The sequence below is a fragment of the Streptomyces sp. NBC_01255 genome (assembly GCF_036226445.1).
Lineage (GTDB): Bacteria > Actinomycetota > Actinomycetes > Streptomycetales > Streptomycetaceae > Streptomyces.
In genome coordinates, this window is record NZ_CP108474.1 from 4,500,516 (window position 1) to 4,519,641 (window position 19,126).

Here is a 19,126-nt window from a genome sequence, read left to right on the forward strand (position 1 = left end):
CGGGCCCGGTCGTCGGCCCGGGGACGGGTCCGCCTCCGCCGCGCGGGGGAGCGGCGCTCGTCCGACGTGGCGATCAGCGGCAGGCCGACGGAGACTGGGAGAAGCGCTCTCTTTCCGATAGTCCGGAACATCCCGTCATCCCGCAGTCCCGTAGTCCCGCAGTCCCGTAGTCCCGGAGGAACGGCATGACCGACCTCGCCATCGAGACCGAGGGCCTGGTCAAGGTCTTCGGCAAGAACCGCGCAGTCGACGGCATCGACCTGCGCGTCCCCGCCGGCACCGTCTACGGCGTCCTCGGACCCAACGGCGCCGGCAAGACCACCGCCGTCAAGATGCTCGCCACGCTCCTGCGCCCCGACGGCGGCCGGGCGAGCGTCTTCGGCAAGGACGTCGTCAAGGACGCCGACGCGGTACGCGGCCGGGTCAGCCTCACCGGCCAGTACGCCTCCGTCGACGAGGACCTGACCGGCACCGAGAACCTGGTCCTGCTCGGCAGGCTCCTCGGCCACACCCGCCCCGACGCCCGCGAGCGCTCCGGGCAGCTCCTGGAGGCGTTCGGGCTGGCGGAGGCGGCGGACAAGCAGATCAAGAACTACTCGGGCGGCATGCGGCGCCGTATCGACATCGCCGCGTCCATCCTCAACACCCCCGACCTGCTCTTCCTCGACGAACCGACGACCGGCCTCGACCCGCGCAGCCGCAACCAGGTCTGGGACATCATCCGCGCGGTCGTCGCCCAGGGCACCACGGTCATGCTGACCACCCAGTACCTGGACGAGGCCGACCAGCTGGCGTCCCGGATCGCCGTCATCGACCACGGCAAGGTGATCGCCGAGGGCACCAAGGGCGAGCTGAAGGCCTCCGTCGGCTCGGGATCGGTGCACGTACGGCTCCGGGAACCCGAGCAGCGCCCGGAGGCCGAGCAGGTCCTGCGGCGCGCCCTGAACGCCACCGTCCAGCTCGACCAGGACCCCGTCGCGCTCACCGCCACCGTCAACGGCCACGGGACGGACCTGGGCGCCGCCGAGCAGGCCGCCCGCGCCCTGGCCGAGCTGTCCAGGGCCGGGATCACGGTCGACAACTTCGCCCTCGGGCAGCCCAGCCTCGACGAGGTCTTCCTCGCCCTCACCGACCGGAAGGGAACGACGGCATGACCACCGTCACCACCGGCAAGGACACGCAGACGACCGACACCCTCGACTTCGTCGCCCCGAAGGCGGACGAACTCGCGGCGCTGTTCACGGGACGGTCCCGGCCGCCGCGCCCCAGCGCGCTCTCCGCGTCGCTGACGTTCGGCTGGCGGGCCATGCTCAAGATCAAGCACGTGCCGGAGCAGCTGTTCGACGTGACGGCCTTCCCGATCATGATGGTGCTGATGTACACGTACCTCTTCGGGGGCGCGCTGGCCGGCTCGGTCGACGAGTACATCCAGTTCCTGCTGCCGGGCATCCTCGTGATGAGCGTCGTGATGATCACGATGTACACGGGCGTCTCGGTCAACACCGACATCGAGAAGGGCGTCTTCGACCGCTTCCGGACCCTGCCGATCTGGCGGCCCGCGCCGATGGTCGGCTACCTCCTCGGCGACGTCGTCCGCTATCTGATCGCCTCGGCGGTCATGCTCACGGTCGGCGTGATCATCGGCTACCGGCCGGACGGCGGCATCGTCGGCATCCTGCTCGGCGTCGCGCTGCTGCTGGTCTTCTCGTTCGCGTTCTCGTGGATCTGGACGATGTTCGGCCTGCTGCTGCGCAGCGAGAAGTCCGTCATGGGCGTCTCGATGATGGTGATCTTCCCGCTCACCTTCCTCTCGAACGTCTTCGTCGACCCGAAGACGATGCCGGGCTGGCTCCAGGCCTTCGTGAACAACAACCCGGTGACCCATCTCGCGACCGCGGTCCGCGAGCTGATGGCCGGCCACTGGCCGGGCGCGGACATCGCCTGGACGCTGGGCTGGTCGGCGCTGTTCGTCCTGGTCTTCGGCTGGTTCACGATGAGGCTGTACAACCGGAAGTGAGGCTGTCCGAAGTCCCCGTACGGAGTTGTGCGCCGTGCGAGAGTGAAGTGGCGTGGCCCCTGATCCGTTCCAGCCGCGCGTCAAGCCCCGCCACGAGCAGGAGGAGCTCCTCGCATGCGTGAGATGTTCGAAGGCGTCGACGGGGTTCGGCTCGAACAGGACGCGTACACGCCCGACTTCATGGAGCGCTTCTGGCGCATCGGGGCCGAGGGGTTCTGGAAGCTGGAGCGGAGGCAGAGCTACGACGAGGGTGACTTCCCCAGTTGGCTGGCGTTCCGCCGGGGTGAGTGGGACGAGTCGCTGCGGCTGGTCGAGGAGCTGCGGCCGGAGTACGAGGAGTACTTCGGGAAGATCGGGCAGTCGGGCTTCGGCCACCACCGCGTGCGGATCGTCGAGCAGCCGGTCACGCCGTACGTCCAGTGGGAGCTGAACGTCCTGCACGTCAAGCACGGCTACGGCGAGCAGGTCGCCGTGCTCGACGCGGAGCGGGTCGCACCGCACGAGCAGGGGGAAACCCTGCCCGAGCTGTGCGTGCTGGGCGCCGAGGCCGTCTACGTCATCGACTACACCCCTGAGGGCGTACCCGACGGAGCCACGCGGTTCACGCGGCCGGACGTCGTGGAGCGGGCCCGTGCCTTCGTGCGCGAGCTGTACGCGGCGGGAGAGGACCTGGGGACGTACTTCCCCCGGGAGATCGCACCCCTGGGAGCGCCGGACAGGCCCTAGAGGGTGTCTAGCCCGCCGTGCGCGGGGTCGTCTGCTGGACCGACCAGCGGTTGCCGTCGGGGTCGGCGAAGTAGACGAAGGAGCCCCAGGGCTGGTCGTCGATCGCGGTGACCTCGATCCCGCGTGCGGTGAGGTCGGCGTGGGCCTCCTCGATGTCGGTCACGACCACCTGCATGTTGTCGAGGGAGCCCGGAGCCATCTCCGTGATGCCCTTGCCGAAGGCGATCGAGCAGGCCGAGCCCGGCGGGGTCATCTGGACGAACCGGATGTCGTCGCTGACGGGGATGTCGTGGTCGGGGTGGAAGCCGACCCGCTCGTAGAAGGACTTGGCCCGGTCGATGTCGGTGACGGGCACGCCGATCAGTTCCAGCTTGATGTCCATGGTGGTCACTCTCCGCGGACGACGACGACGGGGCAGGGGGAGTGCTGCGTGACGTGGGACGAGACCGAGCCGAGGACCGCCGCCTTGAAGCCGCTGTAGCCGCGGTCGCCGACGACGAGGAGCGTCGCGCCCTTCGCCGCGTCGAGCAGGGCCTGCGGGGCGTTGCCGCCGACCACCGTGCGGGTGGTCCCGGCGGCGGTCTTCGGGTCGAGGGCCTTGTCCAGGGACTCGTCCAGGATCTGCTTGGCGAGCCGCTCGGGGTCGAACTCTGGCGGCACGCCCGGCATCAGCGTCGCCCACGACGCCGGATACTCCCAGCTGATCACCGCCTGGAGGGAGTCCCCGGCGAGGGCGGCCTGCGCGGCCGCCCACTTCAGCGCCCTCAGGGAAGGCGCCGATCCGTCCACACCCACCACGATCCTGCCGCCGGCCATCGCCGACCTCCGTTACGTTGTCGGGGCTGTTCCCCCACAACCGTACAAAGGCCTCAATCCAGGCGCAGGTCGGCCAGCTGCTTCTCGAAGGGCACGATCTCGTCCTCGTCGGCCTGCCGGGACGGTCGGGCGGCGACGGCGTCCGCCAGTTCGTGGCCCGCCCTGGTGATCCGGGACGGCAGCCCGTCCGTCCACTCGTCGCCGCCGGAGCCCCAGTCCTCCGAGGCCGCGTAGACGGCGGTGGGGACGACGAGGGCCCGCAGGTAGGCGAAGAGCGGCCGCAGGGCGTGGTCCAGGACGAGCGAGTGGCGGGCGGTGCCGCCGGTCGCCCCGATGAGGACGGGGGTGCCGGTCAGCGCGGCCGGGTCGATCAGGTCGAAGAACGACTTGAAGAGACCGCTGTACGAGGCCGTGAAGACCGGGGTCACCGCGACGACCCCGTCCGCGCCGGTCACCGCGTCGATCGCCTCCTGGAGCTTCTCCGAGGGGAAGCCGGTGACGAGGTTCTTCGCGATGTCGAGGGCCAGGTCGCGTACTTCGACGACCTGGACGTCGACGGCGTACTCCTGCTCGGCCAGCCGGTACCGGGTCGCCTGGAGCAGCCGGTCGGCGAGCAGCCGGGTGGAGGAGGGGGCGCTGAGTCCGGCGGAGACCGCGACCAGCTTCAGGGTCTGCATGGGTTACGCCTCCTTGGCGGTGCGAATGACGGCGGGGTGCAGCGGGGCGGCCTCCGGTACGCCGGCCGGGCGCAGGTTCGCGAACTCCTTGCGCAGCACCGGGACGACCTCCTCGCCGAGGATGTCGAGCTGCTCCAGGACCGTCTTGAGGGGCAGTCCCGCGTGGTCGACGAGGAACAGCTGGCGCTGGTAGTCGCCCACGTAGTCGCGGAAGGACAGGGTGCGCTCGATGACCTCCTGCGGCGAGCCGACGGTCAGCGGGGTCTCCCGGGAGAACTCCTCCAGGGACGGGCCGTGGCCGTAGACGGGCGCGTTGTCGAAGTACGGGCGGAACTCCCGTACCGCGTCCTGGGAGTTCTTGCGCATGAAGATCTGGCCGCCGAGGCCGACGATCGCCTGCTCGGGGGTGCCGTGGCCGTAGTGCGCGTACCGCTGCCGGTAGAGGCGGACCATCTTCTCGGTGTGCTGCTTGGGCCAGAAGATGTGGTTCGCGAAGAAGCCGTCGCCGTAGTAGGCGGCCTGCTCGGCGATCTCGGGGGAGCGGATGGAGCCGTGCCAGACGAACGGCGGGACGCCGTCGAGGGGGCGCGGGGTGGACGTGAAGCCCTGGAGGGCCGTGCGGAACTTGCCCTCCCAGTCGACGACGTCCTCCCTCCACAGCTTGTGGAGGAGCGCGTAGTTCTCGATGGCGAGCGGGATGCCCTGGCGGATGTCCTGCCCGAACCACGGGTAGACCGGCCCGGTGTTTCCGCGGCCCATCATCAGGTCCACCCGGCCCTCGGCGAGGTGCTGGAGGGTCGCGTAGTCCTCGGCGATCTTCACCGGGTCGTTGGTGGTGATGAGGGTCGTGGAGGTGGACAGGATCAGGTTCTCGGTGCGGGCGGCGATGTGCCCGAGGAGGGTGGTGGGGGAGGAGGGCACGAACGGCGGGTTGTGGTGCTCGCCGGTGGCGAAGACGTCGAGCCCGACCTCCTCGGCCTTGAGCGCGATGGCGACGGTGTCCTTGATCCGCTCGTGCTCGGTGGGGGTGCGGCCGGTGGTGGGGTCGGCCGTCACGTCGCCGACGGTGAAGATCCCGAACTGCATCGTGCTCACCTCTCGCGTTCCTGATTAGTGGTTGAAGCTTAAACTAACACGTCCAACGGTGCACCCTCCCGACCTATTCCCGGCCCGTACCCTGGACCGCATGACCGAGAAGACACACGACGACGAGCGCTGGAAGGAGCGCGGTGTCATGCTCCGCGTCTTCGTGTACGTCTTCGCGACGCACGCCTTCGCGGGCTTCGTCTGGCTCCTCTTCTACGTCGGGCAGAACGCCCAGAAGTGACCCAGAGGTAGCCGCCCCGGGGCCTCACGTAGAGTCCCGGACGTGAACGCTGCGATATCGGTCGTCGGAATCGGCGCGGACGGGTGGGACGGACTCCCCGAGAACTCCCGCCGCCCCCTGCGCGCCGCCGAGGTGCTGATCGGCGCCCCGCGCCAGCTCGACCTCCTCCCCGCCGGCGAGTGCCCCGGCGAGCGGATCGCCTGGCCTTCGCCCCTCAGGCCCGCCGTCCCCGGACTGCTCGCCGCCCACGCGGGCCGCGCGGTAGCCGTCCTCGCCAGCGGCGACCCCTCCTTCTACGGCATCGCCCGCACCCTCGCGGAGACCGTCGGCGCCGCAGCTCTCCGGGTCCACCCGCACCCGTCCTCCGTCTCGTACGCCTGCGCCCGCCTCGGCTGGCCCCTGGAGGACATCGAGACCGTCTCCCTCGTCGCCCGGCCGCTTGCCGCGCTCTCCGCCGCCCTCCACCCCGGCCGCCGGCTCCTCGTCCTCGGCGAGGGCCCCGACACCCCGGCCCGGGTCGCGGCTCTCCTCCGGGACTCCGGCTGGGGCGGCACCCGCGTCCGCGTCCTCGAACAGCTCGGCGGGCCCGTCGAGCGGCTCCTCGACTCCACCGCCGCCGACTGGCCGTACGAGCGGACCGACGCCCTCCACGTCCTCGCGCTCGACTGCGTACGCGACCCCGGCACGCTCCGGCTCGGCGCCGCGCCCGGCCTGCCCGACGAGGCGTACGAGCACGACGGGCAGCTCACCAAGCGGTACGTCCGCGCCGCCACGCTCGCCGCGCTCGCCCCCGCCCCCGGCGAACTCCTCTGGGACATCGGCGGCGGCTCCGGCTCCATCGGCATCGAATGGATGCGGACCCACCGCTCCTGCCGGGCGATCGCGGTCGAGAAGTCCCCCGAGCGCGCCGAGCGCATCACCCGCAACGCCGACACCCTCGGCGTCCCCGCCCTCCGCGTCGTCACGGGACCGGCCCCCGCGGCGCTGACCGGCCTCCCCGCCCCCGACGCCGTCTTCATCGGCGGCGGCCTCACCGTCCCCGGCCTCCTCGACGCCTGCTGGGACGCGCTCCCGCCCGGCGGCCGGCTCGTCGCCAACACCGTGACCCTCGAATCCGAGGCGCTGCTCGCCGACCGCTACCGCCGCCACGGCGGCGAACTGGTCCGGCTCGCCGTCGCGGCGGCCGTCCCGGTGGGCGGGTTCACGGGCTGGCGCCAGGCGATGCCGGTCACGCAGTGGTCCGTCACCAAATCAGGAGAACGAGCATGACCGTCTACTTCATCGGCGCGGGCCCCGGCGCGGCCGACCTGATCACCGTGCGCGGCGCGCGGACCCTCGCGGCGTGCGGGGTCTGCCTCTACGCCGGCTCCCTCGTCCCCACCGAGCTGCTCGCCGAGTGCCCGCCGGACGCCAGGCTCGTCGACACGGCCCAGCTCGACCTGGACAAGATCGTCGCCGAGATCGTCCGCGCCCACGAGGACGGCCACGACGTGGCACGGCTGCACTCCGGCGACCCGTCCGTCTTCAGCGCGGTCGCGGAGCAGATGCGCCGGCTGGACGCGCTGGACATCCCGTACGAGGTCGTGCCGGGCGTCCCGGCGTTCGCCGCGGCCGCGGCCGCGCTCAAGCGGGAGCTCACCGTGCCCACCGTCGGCCAGACCGTGATCCTCACGCGGATCGCCCAGCAGGCCACCCCGATGCCCGAGGGCGAGGACCTCGCGACGCTCGGCCGCAGCGGCGCCCTGCTCGTCCTCCACCTCGCCGCGCGGTACGTCGACCGGGTCGTCGGCGAACTCGTCCCGCACTACGGCGCGGACTGCCCGGCCGCGGTCGTGGCGATGGCGAGCCGCCCCGACGAGCTGGTCCTGCGGGGCACCCTCGACGACATCGCGGAGCAAACGAAGGCGGCCGGCATCACGAAGACGGCGGTCATCCTGGTGGGCCGCACCCTCGCGGCCTCGGAGTTCCGCGACAGCCACCTCTACGACCCGGCGCGCGACCGCGACCACGTCTGCTGATCTTTTTCCTCTCTCGTCGGTCACATCCGATCGCCCTCGCGCGTCAGTGAACCGACCGACGAGAGAGGAACGACCGATGACCACCCTGCCCCGACGTACGCTGACCGCCGCCACACTGGTCGCCGCACTCCTGGCGACGGCAGCCCTCCCCGCCACCGCGCACGGCGGCGGCAGCGGCAGCGGAAGCCGCTGGAACGGCGCGTGGACGGCGGCCGTGCAGCGGCCCTCCACGAACTTCTACCCCAACTGGTCCGAGCAGGGCTTCGACCACCACTCGGTCCGCCAGGTGGTCCGGATGTCCGCCGACGGCTCCGCCCTGCGGATCCGGGTCTCCAACGCCTACGGCACGACCCCGCTCCGGCTGACCGGGGCGAGCGTCGCCCGGTCCGGCGACGGGGCGGCCGTGAAGCCGGCGACGCTCAGGACCGTACGGTTCGCGGGGGCGGCGTCGGTGGCGGTCCCCGCCGGGGCGAAGGCGGTCAGCGACGCGGTCCCGCTGCCGGTGAGGGCGGGCGAGCGGCTGACGGTCACCCTGTACTTCGCCGGGGCGACCGGCCCGGCGACGTACCACGACCTCGCCCAAGGGACCTTCGCTTACCGCGCGAGCGGGGACCACCTGCGGGCCACGGGCGCGGGCGCGTACACCGAGACGAGCAAGTCCTGGTACTACCTGGAGGGCGTCGAGGTCGCGGGTCTCCCCGCGCGCTCGGCGGTCGCGGCCTTCGGCGACTCGATCACCGACGGATACGGGGCGACGGAAGGCGCCGACGAGCGCTACCCGGACCAGCTGTCCCGGCGCCTCGCCGCCGAGGGCCGGCCGCGACCCGTCCTCAACACCGGCATCGGCGGGAACCGGATCCTCAACGACTCCGCCTGCTTCGGCGAGAAGGCCACCGCCCGCTTCGCCCGGGACGTCCTCGACCAGCCCCGGGTGGGCACGGTCATCGTCCTGGAGGGCACGAACGACCTGCTGTTCGGGTACATGGACCCGACGTACTTCCCGTGCAGCCTTCCGAACGCCAGGCCGACGGCGGCGGACCTGATCGAGGGCCACCGCGCACTGATCCGCGCGGCCCACGCCAAGGGGATCCGGGTGGTCGGCGGCACGATGATCCCGATGAAGGGCTCCAAGGCGGCGCCCCAGTACCCGGCGGAGGCGTTCGCCCCGATGGAGGCCGTCCGCGACGAGGTCAACGCCTGGATCCGGACGAGCGGCGCGTACGACGCGGTCGTCGACTTCGACCGCGCCCTGGCCGACCCCGCCCCCGGCAACGAGGACCTGCTGAACCCCGCGTACGACTTCGGCGACGGCCTCCACCCGAACTCGGCGGGCTACGCGGCGATGGCGCGGGCGGTCGACCCGAACGCCCTGTGACAACGCCCTGTGACAGACCGAAGGCCGGGCCCACAGGCCCGGCCACCGTCACCGCCACCGGCGGCACCACCGCTCAGGCGTTGGGGCGCTTGCCGTGGTTCGCCTTCTTCTTCTTGCGGGCCCGGCGCTTGTTGCCTCGCTTCGCCATGGGACTCCCTCTCATTCGTGGGGGTATGTCCCGGTAAGCGTAGATTCGGGTCGAGGGGGCCGCACGTCGGCTGTCGGCGCCGTGCTGTCTCATGGACGGGTGACCGTTTACGACGTCGCCCGGGCGCTGCCGGGCATCGAGGAACTGCGCGACCACTCCCGGGGGCTCGCGATGCTGGACGCCGTCCTGAGCCCGGAGTGGGAGAGCCGGTACTACTCCTTCGACGCGCACTGGTCGGAGACCGAGCAGCTGGCGTCCATGCGGGACGGCCAGGGAGGTGAGTACACGATCGTCCTCTCGCCGGCCGGGGCGTTCGCGCGCGTCTTCGACCACGAGTCGCCGCTGAGCCCGTTCGGGGACCTGGCGGACGGGCAGACCTGGCCCGGCGTGCTCGACGGGGTCCCGGAGGCCTTCGGGGAGTACCTGACGGAGCCCGCGTTCACGGACGAGGACGGGGTGCACGTGACCACCGCCTGCCTGTGGCGCGAGACCACGGACACGGCCTGGCGGACCGGGCCGGTCGCCTTCACGGACCTGGACGGCCGCGAGGACCCGGACGGCTCCGGCCGCTTCCTCCACCTGCTCACGGACCGCTCGGCCGAGGCGTACGCGGAGTGGGCCTCGGACTTCTACGAGCGCCCCGTCGACCTCGGAGCCGTACGACACGTCCTCGCCCTGCGCCCCCTGACCCCGGAGATCGTGGCGGCGCTCAACCCGGAGACGGACCTCGCCGGCCTCGCGGAGGACGTACGGGAGATCGGCTACCCGGCCGAGTAAGTAGTAACATGTACTACATGGAGACTACGGCTCGGGAGTTCAACCAGAAGTCGTCGCAGATCCTCGCAGCGGCTGCGGGCGGTGAGACCGTCACCGTCACCAAGAACGGTATCGCCGTCGCGCGCGTGGTACCGATAGGAGCCGAGGTGCCCCCGTATCCCACCGACCCCATGGGTGAGATCGACCTTCCCGATCTCGGTCTCGTCGACCTCGACAACGACGAGATCGAGGACGTGCTCAAGGGAATGGGGACGGCGGAGTGATCGCCGTCGCGGACACCAACGCTCTCTACCGTCTGCTCGACCCGCGCCTCACAGCACACGAAGCGCACAAGAAGGCGCTGGCCGCGATCAGTCACCTGGTGATCTCCCCCATGGTGTTGGCCGAGCTGGACTACCTGATCGCCGAGCGTGCCGGTGCACGCAAGGCCCTTGTCGCGGCCCGGTTCATCGAGCGCTATACCGTCACCCGCCGCTTCGAGGTGCCGCCGGTGGCCGCGCATCTCTCCACCGCGATCGCCGTCGCCGAGGGCTACGCGGACGCGGACGACGGGAAGGGCGTGGGCATGACCGACGCCATGAACGTCGCCCTGGCGGCCGCGTACGGGACCGAGGTCATGTTCACGACGGACCGCCACTTCCGCATGATCCGGCCGCTGACGGGCCACAAGGCGTTCCGGCTGCTGCCCGAAGACCTGTGAGACGTCGGGCCGAGGCAGAGGAGCACGGCTAACCCGCCCGGGAGCCCAAGGACTCCTGGTGCTTCCGCCACTCCGGCGCCAGCACCGACATCACCGTCGCGTCGACCCGCTCGCCCTCCCACAGCAGCGCCCCGCGCAGGACGCCCTCGGCCGTGAAGCCGGCCTTCTCGTAGGCGCGGCGGGCTCGGGGGTTGAAGGCGTAGACCTCCAGGTGGATGCGGTACAGGCCGAGCGCCTCGAAGCCGTGGCCGACGATCAGGCGCGTCGCCTCCGTGCCGAGGCCCCGGCCGACCGCGTCCGGGACGAAGACGGTGCGGAAGGAACAGCTCTCGTTGTCCTCGTCCCACCCGTTGAGCACGACCTCGCCGACGACCCGGCCCGTCGCCCGCTCCACGACGGCGAGGTCGAGCCGGTCGTCCCGCGCGCCCAGCGACCCGTACCACTTCCGCAGCGCCGGCTCGTCGAAGACGGTGTGGCACCCGGTCAGCCGCGTGATCTCCTCGTCCTCGAAGAGCGGCAGCAGCGCGGGCACGTCGTCCTCCGTGACGGGACGGAGGACCACCAGATCACCGGTGAGCGTGGGCTTGTACGAGAAGTCGGTCATCCCCGGATTCTCGACGGCGGGGCAGGGCGCTGTCGCGGCGATTTACGCGCCGCCCTGGCCGAGCGCGGGGCCCCGCACCGACGAGCGGCCCACGACCGTGCCCGCGCGGTCGATGCAGATCACGTCCACCGCGACCGGCGCGCCCCGCAGGACCGCGAGGGACTCGTCGCGGGCGCGGGCGCCGACGAGGTCGCCGAGGGGCACGCCGGCGGCCTCGCAGAGGCGGAGCGCGGCGAGGCCCGTGTTGGCCTCGGCGATCTCCGCGGCGAGGGCCTCGGAGGCGCCGCCGGTGCGGGCCAGGTCGGCGAGGAAGCCCTTGTCGACCTGGGAGCGGGCCGAGTGGAGGTCGAGATGGCCCGCGGCCAGCTTGGAGAGCTTGGCGAAGCCGCCGCAGACGGTGAGCCGGTCCACGGGGTGGCGGCGGATGTACTTGAGGACCGCGCCCGCGAAGTCGCCCATGTCGAGGAGCGCGATCTCCGGCAGCTCGTACATCCCGGCGACCGTGCGCTCGGAGGTCGAGCCGGTGCAGCCGGCGACGTGCGTGAGGCCGCCCGCGCGGGCCACGTCCACGCCCCGGCGGATGGAGTCGATCCACGCCGAGCAGGAGTAGGGGACGACGACGCCGGTCGTGCCGAGGATCGACAGGCCGCCGAGGATGCCGATCCGCGGGTTCCAGGTGGAGCGGGCGATCTCGGCGCCGTTGTCGACGGAGACGGTGATCTCGACGTCCCCGGGCGCCCCGTGCCGCGCCGCGACCCCGGCGACGTGCTCGCGCATCAGCTGCCGGGGCACGGGGTTGATCGCGGGTTCGCCGACCTCCAGGGGGAGGCCGGGCAGGGTGACCGTGCCGACGCCGTCGCCCGCCCGGAAGACGACGCCGGAGCCGGGCGGCAGGAGCCGTACGGTCGAGCGGATCACCGCGCCGTGCGTGACGTCCGGGTCGTCGCCCGCGTCCTTCACGACGGCCGCCATGGCGGCCCCGCCCGACAGGGACTCGGCGGTGAGCGCGAACGCCGGCGTCTGCCCCTTGGGCAGCGTGATCGTCACCGGGTCGGGGAACTCGCCGGTCAGGAGCGCGGTGTACGCGGCGGTCGTCGCCGCCGTCGCACAGGCACCGGTCGTCCACCCCGGGCGCAGACCGGTGTGCTTGAGTTGGGCCTCGCGCCCGCCGCTCGACGTCCCGCCGCCCGACTTCATGAAGAGGCTCCTGTGCTGCACATACTCATTCTCGGGGGGACGACCGAGGCCCGCGCGCTCGCCGGACTGCTGCACGGCGAGACCGGCGTACACGTGACCAGCTCGCTCGCGGGGCGGGTGGCGAACCCCCGGCTGCCGGCCGGGGAGGTCCGGATCGGCGGGTTCGGCGGCGCGGACGGTCTCGCGGCCTGGCTGCGCGAGCACGCCGTGGACGCGGTCATCGACGCCACCCATCCCTTCGCCGAGCGGATCAGCTTCAACGCGGCCCGGGCGGCCGCCACCGCCCATGTTCCCCTGCTGGCGCTGCGCCGTCCCGGCTGGGTCCCGGTGGACGGCGACCGCTGGGTGTCCGTGCCGTCCCTCGACGCGGCGGCCGGGGCCCTGGACGGTCTCGGCGACCGCGTCTTCCTGACCACGGGCCGCATGGGCCTCGCGGCCTTCGCGGACCGCCCCGAGTGGTTCCTGGTCCGCTCGGTCGACGCCCCGGACGCGCCGATGCCGGCCCGCACCGAGATCCTCCTCGACCGGGGCCCCTTCACCCTGGACGGCGAGCGGGAGCTCCTCGCCCGCCACCGGATCGACGTCCTGGTGACGAAGGACAGCGGCGGCGCGGCGACCGCCCCGAAACTGACCGCGGCCCGCGAGGCGGGCATCCCGGTCGTGGTGGTCTGCCGCCCCCCGGTCCCGGAGGGCGTACGCACGGCGGCGACCCCCGACGAGGCCGCCGCCTGGGCGCTACGGGGCTGAGCCCGGGCCTCGTCAGACGAGCGCGGGCCACACGGTGGACAGGGCGCGCGTCGCGACCGTGGTGCCGTCGGCCCGCACCGCCTGGAAGGTGTAGAAGTACGCCCGTCCGGGCACGGCCGTCCTGTCCACGTAGCTGGTGCCGGCGGCGGGAAGCAGCCCCGTGTGGAGCGGTTCGTACGCCTTGGTGGCCGGGTTCCAGCGGCTCATCCGGTAACCGGCGATCTGTGCGCACGGCTCGGCGGTGAAGCACGTCCAGCCGATGGACGGCGCACTCGTGGTGACGTCCGACCAGTTCATGGCACCCGAGAGGTTCCAGTCGTCGACGACGTTCACGGACGGCCGGAGGTCGAGCTCCGTCGCGGTGACCTTCGCGATGTCCGGACCGTAGAGGGAAAGGCTGTTGCCCCAGCGGTCGCGGGCGCTCACCGCGTAGACGGCGGCCTCCCCGTCGGGGACGTTGGGGCAGACCATGGCCAGGGGGTCGCTCTGGCCCTCCCGGCAGCCGGCCCAGGCGATGGTGCCGTTCTCCCTGGCGACTCCCTGCCACGCCGAGTAGCCGACGACGTCGTCGTCCGCCGGAGGCTTCCAGGTCAGCAGCGTGCCGTCGGCCCGCGGGGTGGCCTTCAGGTCGACGACCGGCGCGGGCGCGACGCTGTCGCCGCTGCGGATGGTGACGGGGGCGGACAGCGGCGACTCGTTGCCCACCGGGTCGACGGCGGTGACGGCGTACGTGTGGTAGCCGTTCGGCGCCATGTCCTCGTCCTGGCACTCGATCCTGACGGGGGCCGATCCCGCTACCTCGTACAGGTTGCAGGAGACGCGGGTGAGGTCGGTCGGATCGAGGGCGGTTCCGGGCGAGCGGTAGACGCGGAAGCCTCCGGAGTAGGCGACCTCGTTGCCGAAGGATCCGATCATGTTCCAGGAGATGACGGTCTTGTCGAGCTCGGCGAGAGCGCGCACAGCCGTTGGTGCCGGCGGCGGCGTCGTGTCGGTCCTGTTGCCGCTGACGACGGCGGAGTACGCCGAGGGGAGTTCGGCGGTGTCGAAGGCGCGGACGCGGTAGTACCGCGGGACTCCAGCCGGTGCCGAACTGTCCCAGTAGCGCAGGTCGGTGAACGGACCGTAGGTGTATGGCGTGAGCACCGTGAACGGCCCTGTCGGCTGGTCGGCCGCTTCCACCTCGTACCGTACGGCGTCGGTCGCCGCCTTCCAGCTCAGCTGGTTCTCGTTGTTGGCGGTGGAGACGGTGAGGCCCGTCGGAGTGGCGGGGGCGGTGCGGTCGATGGTGTGGACGGTCGGGTCGTAGGGGCTGCCGTACGACTCGTTGCCGGCCTTGTCCCGTGCCCGTACCTCGTAGACGTACGTCTGGCCGGTGCGCGGTGTGTTGTCCGTGTAGGACCTGGTGGTCAGCAGGGCGGTGCCGCTGACCCGGCTCCAGGCGGTGGAGGTCTCCGGGCGCCGGTAGACGCTGTACCCGGCGAGGTCCATCTCCTTGTTCGCGTTCCAGTAGATCTTGGTCGCCCCCGTGGTGTAGTTGGGGTCGACCCAGGCGCTGGCCGGTGCGAGCGGCCGTACCTTGTCGACGGTCGCCGAAGTGCGGGGCGCGTAGCCGAACTTGACGTTCGCCGCGCCCGTCCAGGTCACGTAGTGCACGACGATCGTGTGGCGGCCGGACGGGATGGTGAGGTCGACCGTCTTCTTCTGGGTCGTGGAGACGTTCTTCCACAGGTCGATCTTGCGCACGCCGTCGAGGCTTACGCGGATGCCGTCCTGCGCCTCCGCGGTGAACGTGAAGGGGCCGCCGGAGCCGAAGTCGCGGGTGAGGGTCCAGCGGACGCCGAAGTTGTCCTTCGGGAGCGTGGTGACGGCCGGGTCGCCGAGGCCGTAGTTCTCGGCGATGACGCTGTCGCAGGTGACCAGCTTGGGCGTGCCCGTGAGCGTGGTGTTGGCGTAGTAGTCCGCCTTCCACAGCGGGGAGGCGCAGGTGACGGCCGCTGCGGCCGGGGTGGCGGTCAGCAGACCGCCGGATGCGACGAGGGCGGCCGTGGTGGCCAGCGCGCTCAGTCGGGTACGAGTGATCACGAAGAGTGGGGCCCTTTCCGGACCTGCGGGGATGACCTGCGGGGAACAGACGACGCGTGGGGGGAAGGGGCGGTGCGGGTGGGGCCGGTGTTCCGCCGGAGGGGGACTTTACCGGCCCGTTCCTTCCGCGCGACAGGGGATTCGGCTCGGCGTTCAATGGAGGGGTGAGTACCGTCCGCTGGCTGGTCACGGCGGGGCTCGTGGCGCTGTTGGGCGCCGCGCCGAGCCCCTCCCCCACCCCCGATCCGCCGCCCCCGCAGCCGCCTCCCGTGCTCGACCAGGCGGACGTGGACCGGGCGGTCGGCCGGCTCGACGCCACGGTCACGGAGCTGATGAAGCGCACCGGTGTCCCCGGCGTCTCCGTCGCCGTCGTGTACGAGGACCGGGTCGTCGTCGTGAAGGGGTACGGGGTCCGCGAGGTCGGCAAGGAGGCCCGGGTCGACGCCGACACCGTCTTCCAGCTGGCCTCGGTGTCGAAGCCGATCGCGTCCACCGTCGTCGCCGGGGCCGTCGGCGTCGAGGGCTGGCAGCGTCCCGTCGCCGACGACCTGCCGGAATTCCGGCTGAAGGACCCGTGGGTGAGCTCCCACGCGACGGTCGCCGACCTGTTCTCGCACCGCAGCGGCCTGCCCGACCACGCGGGCGACCTCCTGGAGGACCTCGGCTACGACCAGGAGTACATCGTCTCCCACCTGCGGTACGAGCCCCTCGCGCCGTTCCGCGCGAGCTACGCGTACACCAACTTCGGTCTGACGGCGGCCGCCGAGTCCGTGGCCGAGCGGGAGGGCGTGCCGTGGGAGAAGCTCGCCGAGGACACGCTCTACAAGCCCGCCGGCATGAACGACACCAGCTCCCGCTTCGAGGACTTCGCCGACAACGCCGACCGGGCCGTCGGCCACGTACAGGAACCCGACGGCACCTGGAAGGCGCGGTACGTCCGCGACCCGGACGCCCAGTCACCGGCGGGCGGCGTCAGCTCCTCGGCCACCGACATGGCGACCTGGATGCGGCTCCAGCTGGCGAACGGCGAGCTCGACGGGCGCCGGATCGTCGACGAGGACGCCCTCCTCGTCACCCACCACCCCCAGGCCGTGTCCTCGCCGCCGCACGCACCGGCCGGCCGGACCGGCTTCTACGGCCTCGGCTGGAACGTGTCGTACGACGACGAGGGCCGGCTGCGCCTCTCGCACACCGGGGCGTTCGCGCTCGGCGCGCACACCAACGTCACGATGCTGCCGGGCGAGCAGCTCGGGATCGTCGTCCTCACCAACGGGGCCCCGGCCGGCGTCGCGGACACCGTCGCGCTCGACTTCTTCGACACGGCGCAGGACGGCGAGCCGAGCAGGGACTGGCTGCCGCTGGTCGACGGCATCTACAAGCAGCAGGAGGAGGCGGGCCGTTCGGAGACGGACTTCGCGAAGCCGCCCGCCGACCCCACCGCTGCGAAGGCCGCCGACGCCTACACCGGCACGTACGCCAACGACTACTACGGCAAACTGACGGTCGTCGAGGAGGACGGCGGCCTGGTGCTGAAGCTGGGGCCGGAGCCCCAGTCGTACCGGCTCACGCACTACGACGGGAACACGTTCAGCTTCCCGACGCGCGGGGAGAACGCCGTCGGCCCGACCGGCGTCACGTTCTCCCCGGACGGCAAGACCGTCCGCGTCGAGTACCTGGACCAGGAGGGGCTTGGCACCTTCACCCGCGGCTGACCGCGGCTCACTGCGGCTGACCGCGGCTCGCCAAGGGGCGGCGACTCGGGTGCAGTTGCGAACGGCGCCACCGCACCGACCCATGCGGTGAGCGGGCAGATCACGGTTTCGGCTTTGCTCTTGATCACGACCGGGTGGGGTCGGCTAGTCTCGCCCGGGTATCGGAAGCATGGCGTGCGTATCGGGGGACACACGTGGGTTGGGATCTCAACATCTCGGCGGGGGAACTGCGGGCTTCGGCCGGCGCCGCCGACGCTCTGGCGGCGGACTTGCACGAGCCGCTGCGCAAGGCGGGCGCCGATCTGGCGTCGGCCGCCGCGGCCTTCGGGCCGTGGACCGTGGGCCCGCGGATGTCGCAGACCGGCGAGGGCTGGGGCTCGGGCCTGGAGACCCTGCGGGGCCGGCTCACCGAGCACGCGAACGGGCTCCGCCATCTCGCCGACGGGCGCGACGTCATGGAGCAGGACGTCATGTCCTGCTTCCAGGGCTGGTGACGGCGCCGTGACGGAGCACTTCGCCCAGTTGATGAAGCAGGACTTCGCGGACCTGGACAGCGCCGTGGGCTCCTGGAAGAAGCTCGCCGACGCCCTGTCGCAGACGCAGACGGGCAGCGGCAGGCGGGTGACCGGACCGCTGCACAAGGCGGGCTGGACCGGCGTCAGCGCCACGTACGGCCTCGAAGCCATGGAGGCCACGGAGAGCAAGCTGGGGACGGGCCGCACCAACGCCCAGCTGATCGCCACCACCCTGGACACCCTCAACACGAAGATGCAGGCGGCCCAGCGCAAGCTGCGCGCCGCCGTCGCCGACGCGGAGGCGGCGGGCCACACGGTCCGCGACGACGGCTGGGTCGAGTCCAAGCAGGCCGTGGACCCGAAGTACCACAACGACCCGGACTACGCGGACGCCCAGCGCGACGCCAACTCCGGCCTCGGCGGCTTCCGTGCCCGGATCGACGCGGCCGTGGCGGAGGCGGAGGCGGCGAGCAACGAGGGCGCCGAAGTCCTGCGCCAGATCGACCCGTTCGACCTCGACAAGCGGTACGGCGGCGCCCATGCCCAGGAGGACGCGGCCCGGGTCGCCGCCTTCGCGGGCATCGACAAGAAGGACATCCCCGACGGTACGGACCCGCAGCGCTCGGCGGACTGGTGGAAGGGTCTGGACGAGGAAGACAAGCGGATGTACCTGGCGGCGTACCCGGAGCAGGTCGGCGGCCTCGACGGCCTGCCCGCGACCACCCGCGACCAGGCCAACCGGACCGTGCTCGACATGCGCCTCAACGACTACGCGCAGCGCGAGGGCGACCTCGGCTACCACGACCGCTCCAGTTACCAGGGCCTGCAGAAGCTGAAGGACCGGATGGACAAGTCGGACACGGCCCCGGAGCACAAGCAGCTCCACCTGTTGGGCTTCAGTACGGAGGGGGACGGCAGGGCGATCGTCTCGGTCGGCAACCCGGACAAGGCGGCGCACACGGCGGTGTCGGTGCCGGGGACGGACAACCAGCTCGACAACTTCACCGACTCGATCGACCGGGCGGAGAAGCTGCAGGACTCGGCCGGTGAGCGCACCCCGGGCCAGGGCAAGGATGTCGCCGTCATCGCCTGGCTCGACTACGACGCCCCCGAGCTGGACCTCGGCGTCGTCACGCCGGGCCGGGCCGAGGACGACGCCGAGACCCTCCGCGACTTCACTCACGGACTGCGCGCCTCGCACGAGGGTGAGCGGACCCACATGACCGTCGTCGGGCACAGCTACGGCTCCACCATGGTGGGCACGGCCGATTCCGGCGGTCAGGGACTGGACACCGACGACATGATCGTCGTCGGCAGCCCGGGCCTCAACGTGGACCGGGCCGACCAGCTCCAGGTCTCGCCCTCCCGGCTCTGGGTCGGCGCGGCGCCGGACGACGGCGTCGTGAACTGGACTGCGGACAAGACCCTCGGTGAGAACCCGGCCGACCCTGCCTTCGGCGGCCAGCAGATGTACGTCGACACCAGCGGCCACAGCGGCTACTGGAACGACGACAGCCAGAGCCTGGCGAACCAGGGGCGCATCATCGCCGGGAAGCAGCCGGAGGGCGCTCCCGCCTCATGACGCCTGTGACCCTGAGGAATTCCGTGACCCGGCCTGTGATCCGGAGGGCTTCGCTCGCCCTCGTACCTGTTCTCGTACTGCTCCTGGGGGGCTGTGTGTCCGACGA

Annotated in this window: 22 protein-coding genes; 14 read left to right on the forward strand and 8 right to left on the reverse strand. The window is 71.7% G+C overall.

Annotated features, from left to right (window positions below; genetic code table 11):
* Positions 1 to 185 precede the first annotated feature (185 nt).
* From OG357_RS20095 to OG357_RS20105, 3 genes are all read left to right on the forward strand, one after another.
* Positions 186 to 1,154, forward strand: a complete 969-nt coding sequence (locus tag OG357_RS20095; RefSeq protein WP_329622456.1) for an ATP-binding cassette domain-containing protein — start codon at positions 186 to 188, stop codon at positions 1,152 to 1,154.
* Positions 1,151 to 2,017 (forward strand): ABC transporter permease, encoded by an 867-nt coding sequence (locus OG357_RS20100; protein ID WP_329622457.1) that lies wholly within the window; start codon positions 1,151 to 1,153, stop codon positions 2,015 to 2,017. Before OG357_RS20095 ends, OG357_RS20100 begins: the two co-directional genes overlap by 4 nt.
* Positions 2,018 to 2,131: 114 nt before the next feature.
* Positions 2,132 to 2,743 carry a DUF6879 family protein gene (locus OG357_RS20105; protein WP_329622458.1) on the forward strand — a complete coding sequence of 204 codons (612 nt, stop codon included), beginning with the start codon at positions 2,132 to 2,134 and terminating at the stop codon, positions 2,741 to 2,743.
* Positions 2,744 to 2,750: 7 nt separating this feature from the next.
* On the opposite strand, the gene OG357_RS20110 is transcribed toward OG357_RS20105, so the two are convergent.
* From OG357_RS20110 to OG357_RS20125, 4 genes are read right to left on the reverse strand one after another with little or no spacing between them, the layout of a single operon-like run.
* Positions 2,751 to 3,125 (reverse strand): VOC family protein, encoded by a 375-nt coding sequence (locus OG357_RS20110; protein ID WP_329622459.1) that lies wholly within the window; start codon positions 3,123 to 3,125, stop codon positions 2,751 to 2,753.
* Between the two features lie 5 nt (positions 3,126 to 3,130).
* Positions 3,131 to 3,559 (reverse strand): universal stress protein, encoded by a 429-nt coding sequence (locus tag OG357_RS20115; RefSeq protein WP_329622460.1) that lies wholly within the window; start codon positions 3,557 to 3,559, stop codon positions 3,131 to 3,133.
* A gap of 53 nt (positions 3,560 to 3,612) precedes the next feature.
* Positions 3,613 to 4,236, reverse strand: a complete 624-nt coding sequence (locus tag OG357_RS20120) for an FMN reductase (protein WP_329622461.1) — start codon at positions 4,234 to 4,236, stop codon at positions 3,613 to 3,615.
* Positions 4,237 to 4,239: 3 nt separating this feature from the next.
* On the reverse strand, positions 4,240 to 5,322 hold the full coding sequence (locus OG357_RS20125) for an LLM class flavin-dependent oxidoreductase (RefSeq protein ID WP_329625637.1): 1,083 nt from the start codon (positions 5,320 to 5,322) through the stop codon (positions 4,240 to 4,242).
* A 100-nt stretch (positions 5,323 to 5,422) separates the two neighbouring features.
* On the opposite strand from OG357_RS20125, the gene OG357_RS20130 reads away from it, so the two are divergent.
* From OG357_RS20130 to OG357_RS20145, 4 genes are all read left to right on the forward strand, one after another.
* Complete coding sequence (locus OG357_RS20130) at positions 5,423 to 5,563, forward strand: DUF6126 family protein (RefSeq protein WP_329622462.1); 141 nt, start codon at positions 5,423 to 5,425, stop codon at positions 5,561 to 5,563.
* Between the two features lie 42 nt (positions 5,564 to 5,605).
* Entirely contained in the window at positions 5,606 to 6,832 is a 1,227-nt protein-coding gene (cbiE, locus tag OG357_RS20135; RefSeq protein ID WP_329622463.1) for a precorrin-6y C5,15-methyltransferase (decarboxylating) subunit CbiE, read from the forward strand.
* Positions 6,829 to 7,581, forward strand: coding sequence for a precorrin-4 C(11)-methyltransferase (cobM, locus tag OG357_RS20140; protein ID WP_329622464.1), 753 nt, complete (start codon positions 6,829 to 6,831; stop codon positions 7,579 to 7,581). The genes cbiE and cobM overlap by 4 nt, the downstream gene beginning before the upstream one ends.
* A gap of 76 nt (positions 7,582 to 7,657) precedes the next feature.
* Positions 7,658 to 8,956, forward strand: coding sequence for an SGNH/GDSL hydrolase family protein (locus tag OG357_RS20145; protein ID WP_329622465.1), 1,299 nt, complete (start codon positions 7,658 to 7,660; stop codon positions 8,954 to 8,956).
* Between the two features lie 73 nt (positions 8,957 to 9,029).
* Here the strand turns inward: OG357_RS20145 and OG357_RS38855 are convergent, their stop codons facing one another.
* On the reverse strand, positions 9,030 to 9,104 hold the full coding sequence (locus OG357_RS38855) for a 50S ribosomal protein bL37 (RefSeq protein WP_100661309.1): 75 nt from the start codon (positions 9,102 to 9,104) through the stop codon (positions 9,030 to 9,032).
* 99 nt (positions 9,105 to 9,203) lie between these two features.
* On the opposite strand from OG357_RS38855, the gene OG357_RS20150 reads away from it, so the two are divergent.
* The 3 genes from OG357_RS20150 to OG357_RS20160 are packed head-to-tail and all read left to right on the forward strand — an operon-like array spanning position 9,204 to position 10,581.
* The gene (locus OG357_RS20150) at positions 9,204 to 9,881 is read left to right on the forward strand and encodes a hypothetical protein (protein ID WP_329622466.1); all 678 of its coding nucleotides are present in this window, start codon (positions 9,204 to 9,206) and stop codon (positions 9,879 to 9,881) included.
* A 17-nt stretch (positions 9,882 to 9,898) separates the two neighbouring features.
* On the forward strand, positions 9,899 to 10,144 hold the full coding sequence (locus OG357_RS20155; protein ID WP_329622467.1) for a type II toxin-antitoxin system Phd/YefM family antitoxin: 246 nt from the start codon (positions 9,899 to 9,901) through the stop codon (positions 10,142 to 10,144).
* On the forward strand, positions 10,141 to 10,581 hold the full coding sequence (locus tag OG357_RS20160; protein WP_329622468.1) for a PIN domain-containing protein: 441 nt from the start codon (positions 10,141 to 10,143) through the stop codon (positions 10,579 to 10,581). Before OG357_RS20155 ends, OG357_RS20160 begins: the two co-directional genes overlap by 4 nt.
* A gap of 28 nt (positions 10,582 to 10,609) precedes the next feature.
* Here OG357_RS20160 and OG357_RS20165 read toward each other — a convergent pair whose 3' ends face one another.
* Together OG357_RS20165 and OG357_RS20170 are read right to left on the reverse strand one after the other, a co-directional pair.
* Positions 10,610 to 11,185, reverse strand: a complete 576-nt coding sequence (locus tag OG357_RS20165) for a GNAT family N-acetyltransferase (protein ID WP_329622469.1) — start codon at positions 11,183 to 11,185, stop codon at positions 10,610 to 10,612.
* Positions 11,186 to 11,227: 42 nt separating this feature from the next.
* A complete protein-coding gene (locus tag OG357_RS20170; RefSeq protein ID WP_329625638.1) occupies positions 11,228 to 12,382 on the reverse strand; it encodes a cobalt-precorrin-5B (C(1))-methyltransferase in 1,155 nt (384 codons plus the stop codon).
* 15 nt (positions 12,383 to 12,397) lie between these two features.
* On the opposite strand from OG357_RS20170, the gene OG357_RS20175 reads away from it, so the two are divergent.
* Positions 12,398 to 13,129 carry a cobalt-precorrin-6A reductase gene (locus OG357_RS20175; RefSeq protein ID WP_329625639.1) on the forward strand — a complete coding sequence of 244 codons (732 nt, stop codon included), beginning with the start codon at positions 12,398 to 12,400 and terminating at the stop codon, positions 13,127 to 13,129.
* Positions 13,130 to 13,141: 12 nt separating this feature from the next.
* Here the strand turns inward: OG357_RS20175 and OG357_RS20180 are convergent, their stop codons facing one another.
* The gene (locus OG357_RS20180) at positions 13,142 to 15,211 is read right to left on the reverse strand and encodes a PA14 domain-containing protein (RefSeq protein ID WP_329622470.1); all 2,070 of its coding nucleotides are present in this window, start codon (positions 15,209 to 15,211) and stop codon (positions 13,142 to 13,144) included.
* A gap of 164 nt (positions 15,212 to 15,375) precedes the next feature.
* Between OG357_RS20180 and OG357_RS20185 the strand changes: the two genes are divergently transcribed.
* The 3 genes from OG357_RS20185 (at position 15,376) to OG357_RS20195 (ending at position 19,020) form a co-directional block, all read left to right on the forward strand.
* Positions 15,376 to 16,923: a serine hydrolase gene (locus OG357_RS20185; protein WP_329622471.1), complete on the forward strand. Its 1,548-nt coding sequence runs from the start codon at positions 15,376 to 15,378 to the stop codon at positions 16,921 to 16,923.
* Between the two features lie 194 nt (positions 16,924 to 17,117).
* Positions 17,118 to 17,417 (forward strand): hypothetical protein, encoded by a 300-nt coding sequence (locus OG357_RS20190; RefSeq protein WP_329622472.1) that lies wholly within the window; start codon positions 17,118 to 17,120, stop codon positions 17,415 to 17,417.
* 7 nt (positions 17,418 to 17,424) lie between these two features.
* Positions 17,425 to 19,020, forward strand: a complete 1,596-nt coding sequence (locus tag OG357_RS20195) for an alpha/beta hydrolase (protein ID WP_329622473.1) — start codon at positions 17,425 to 17,427, stop codon at positions 19,018 to 19,020.
* The last annotated feature ends 106 nt before the right edge of the window (positions 19,021 to 19,126 follow it).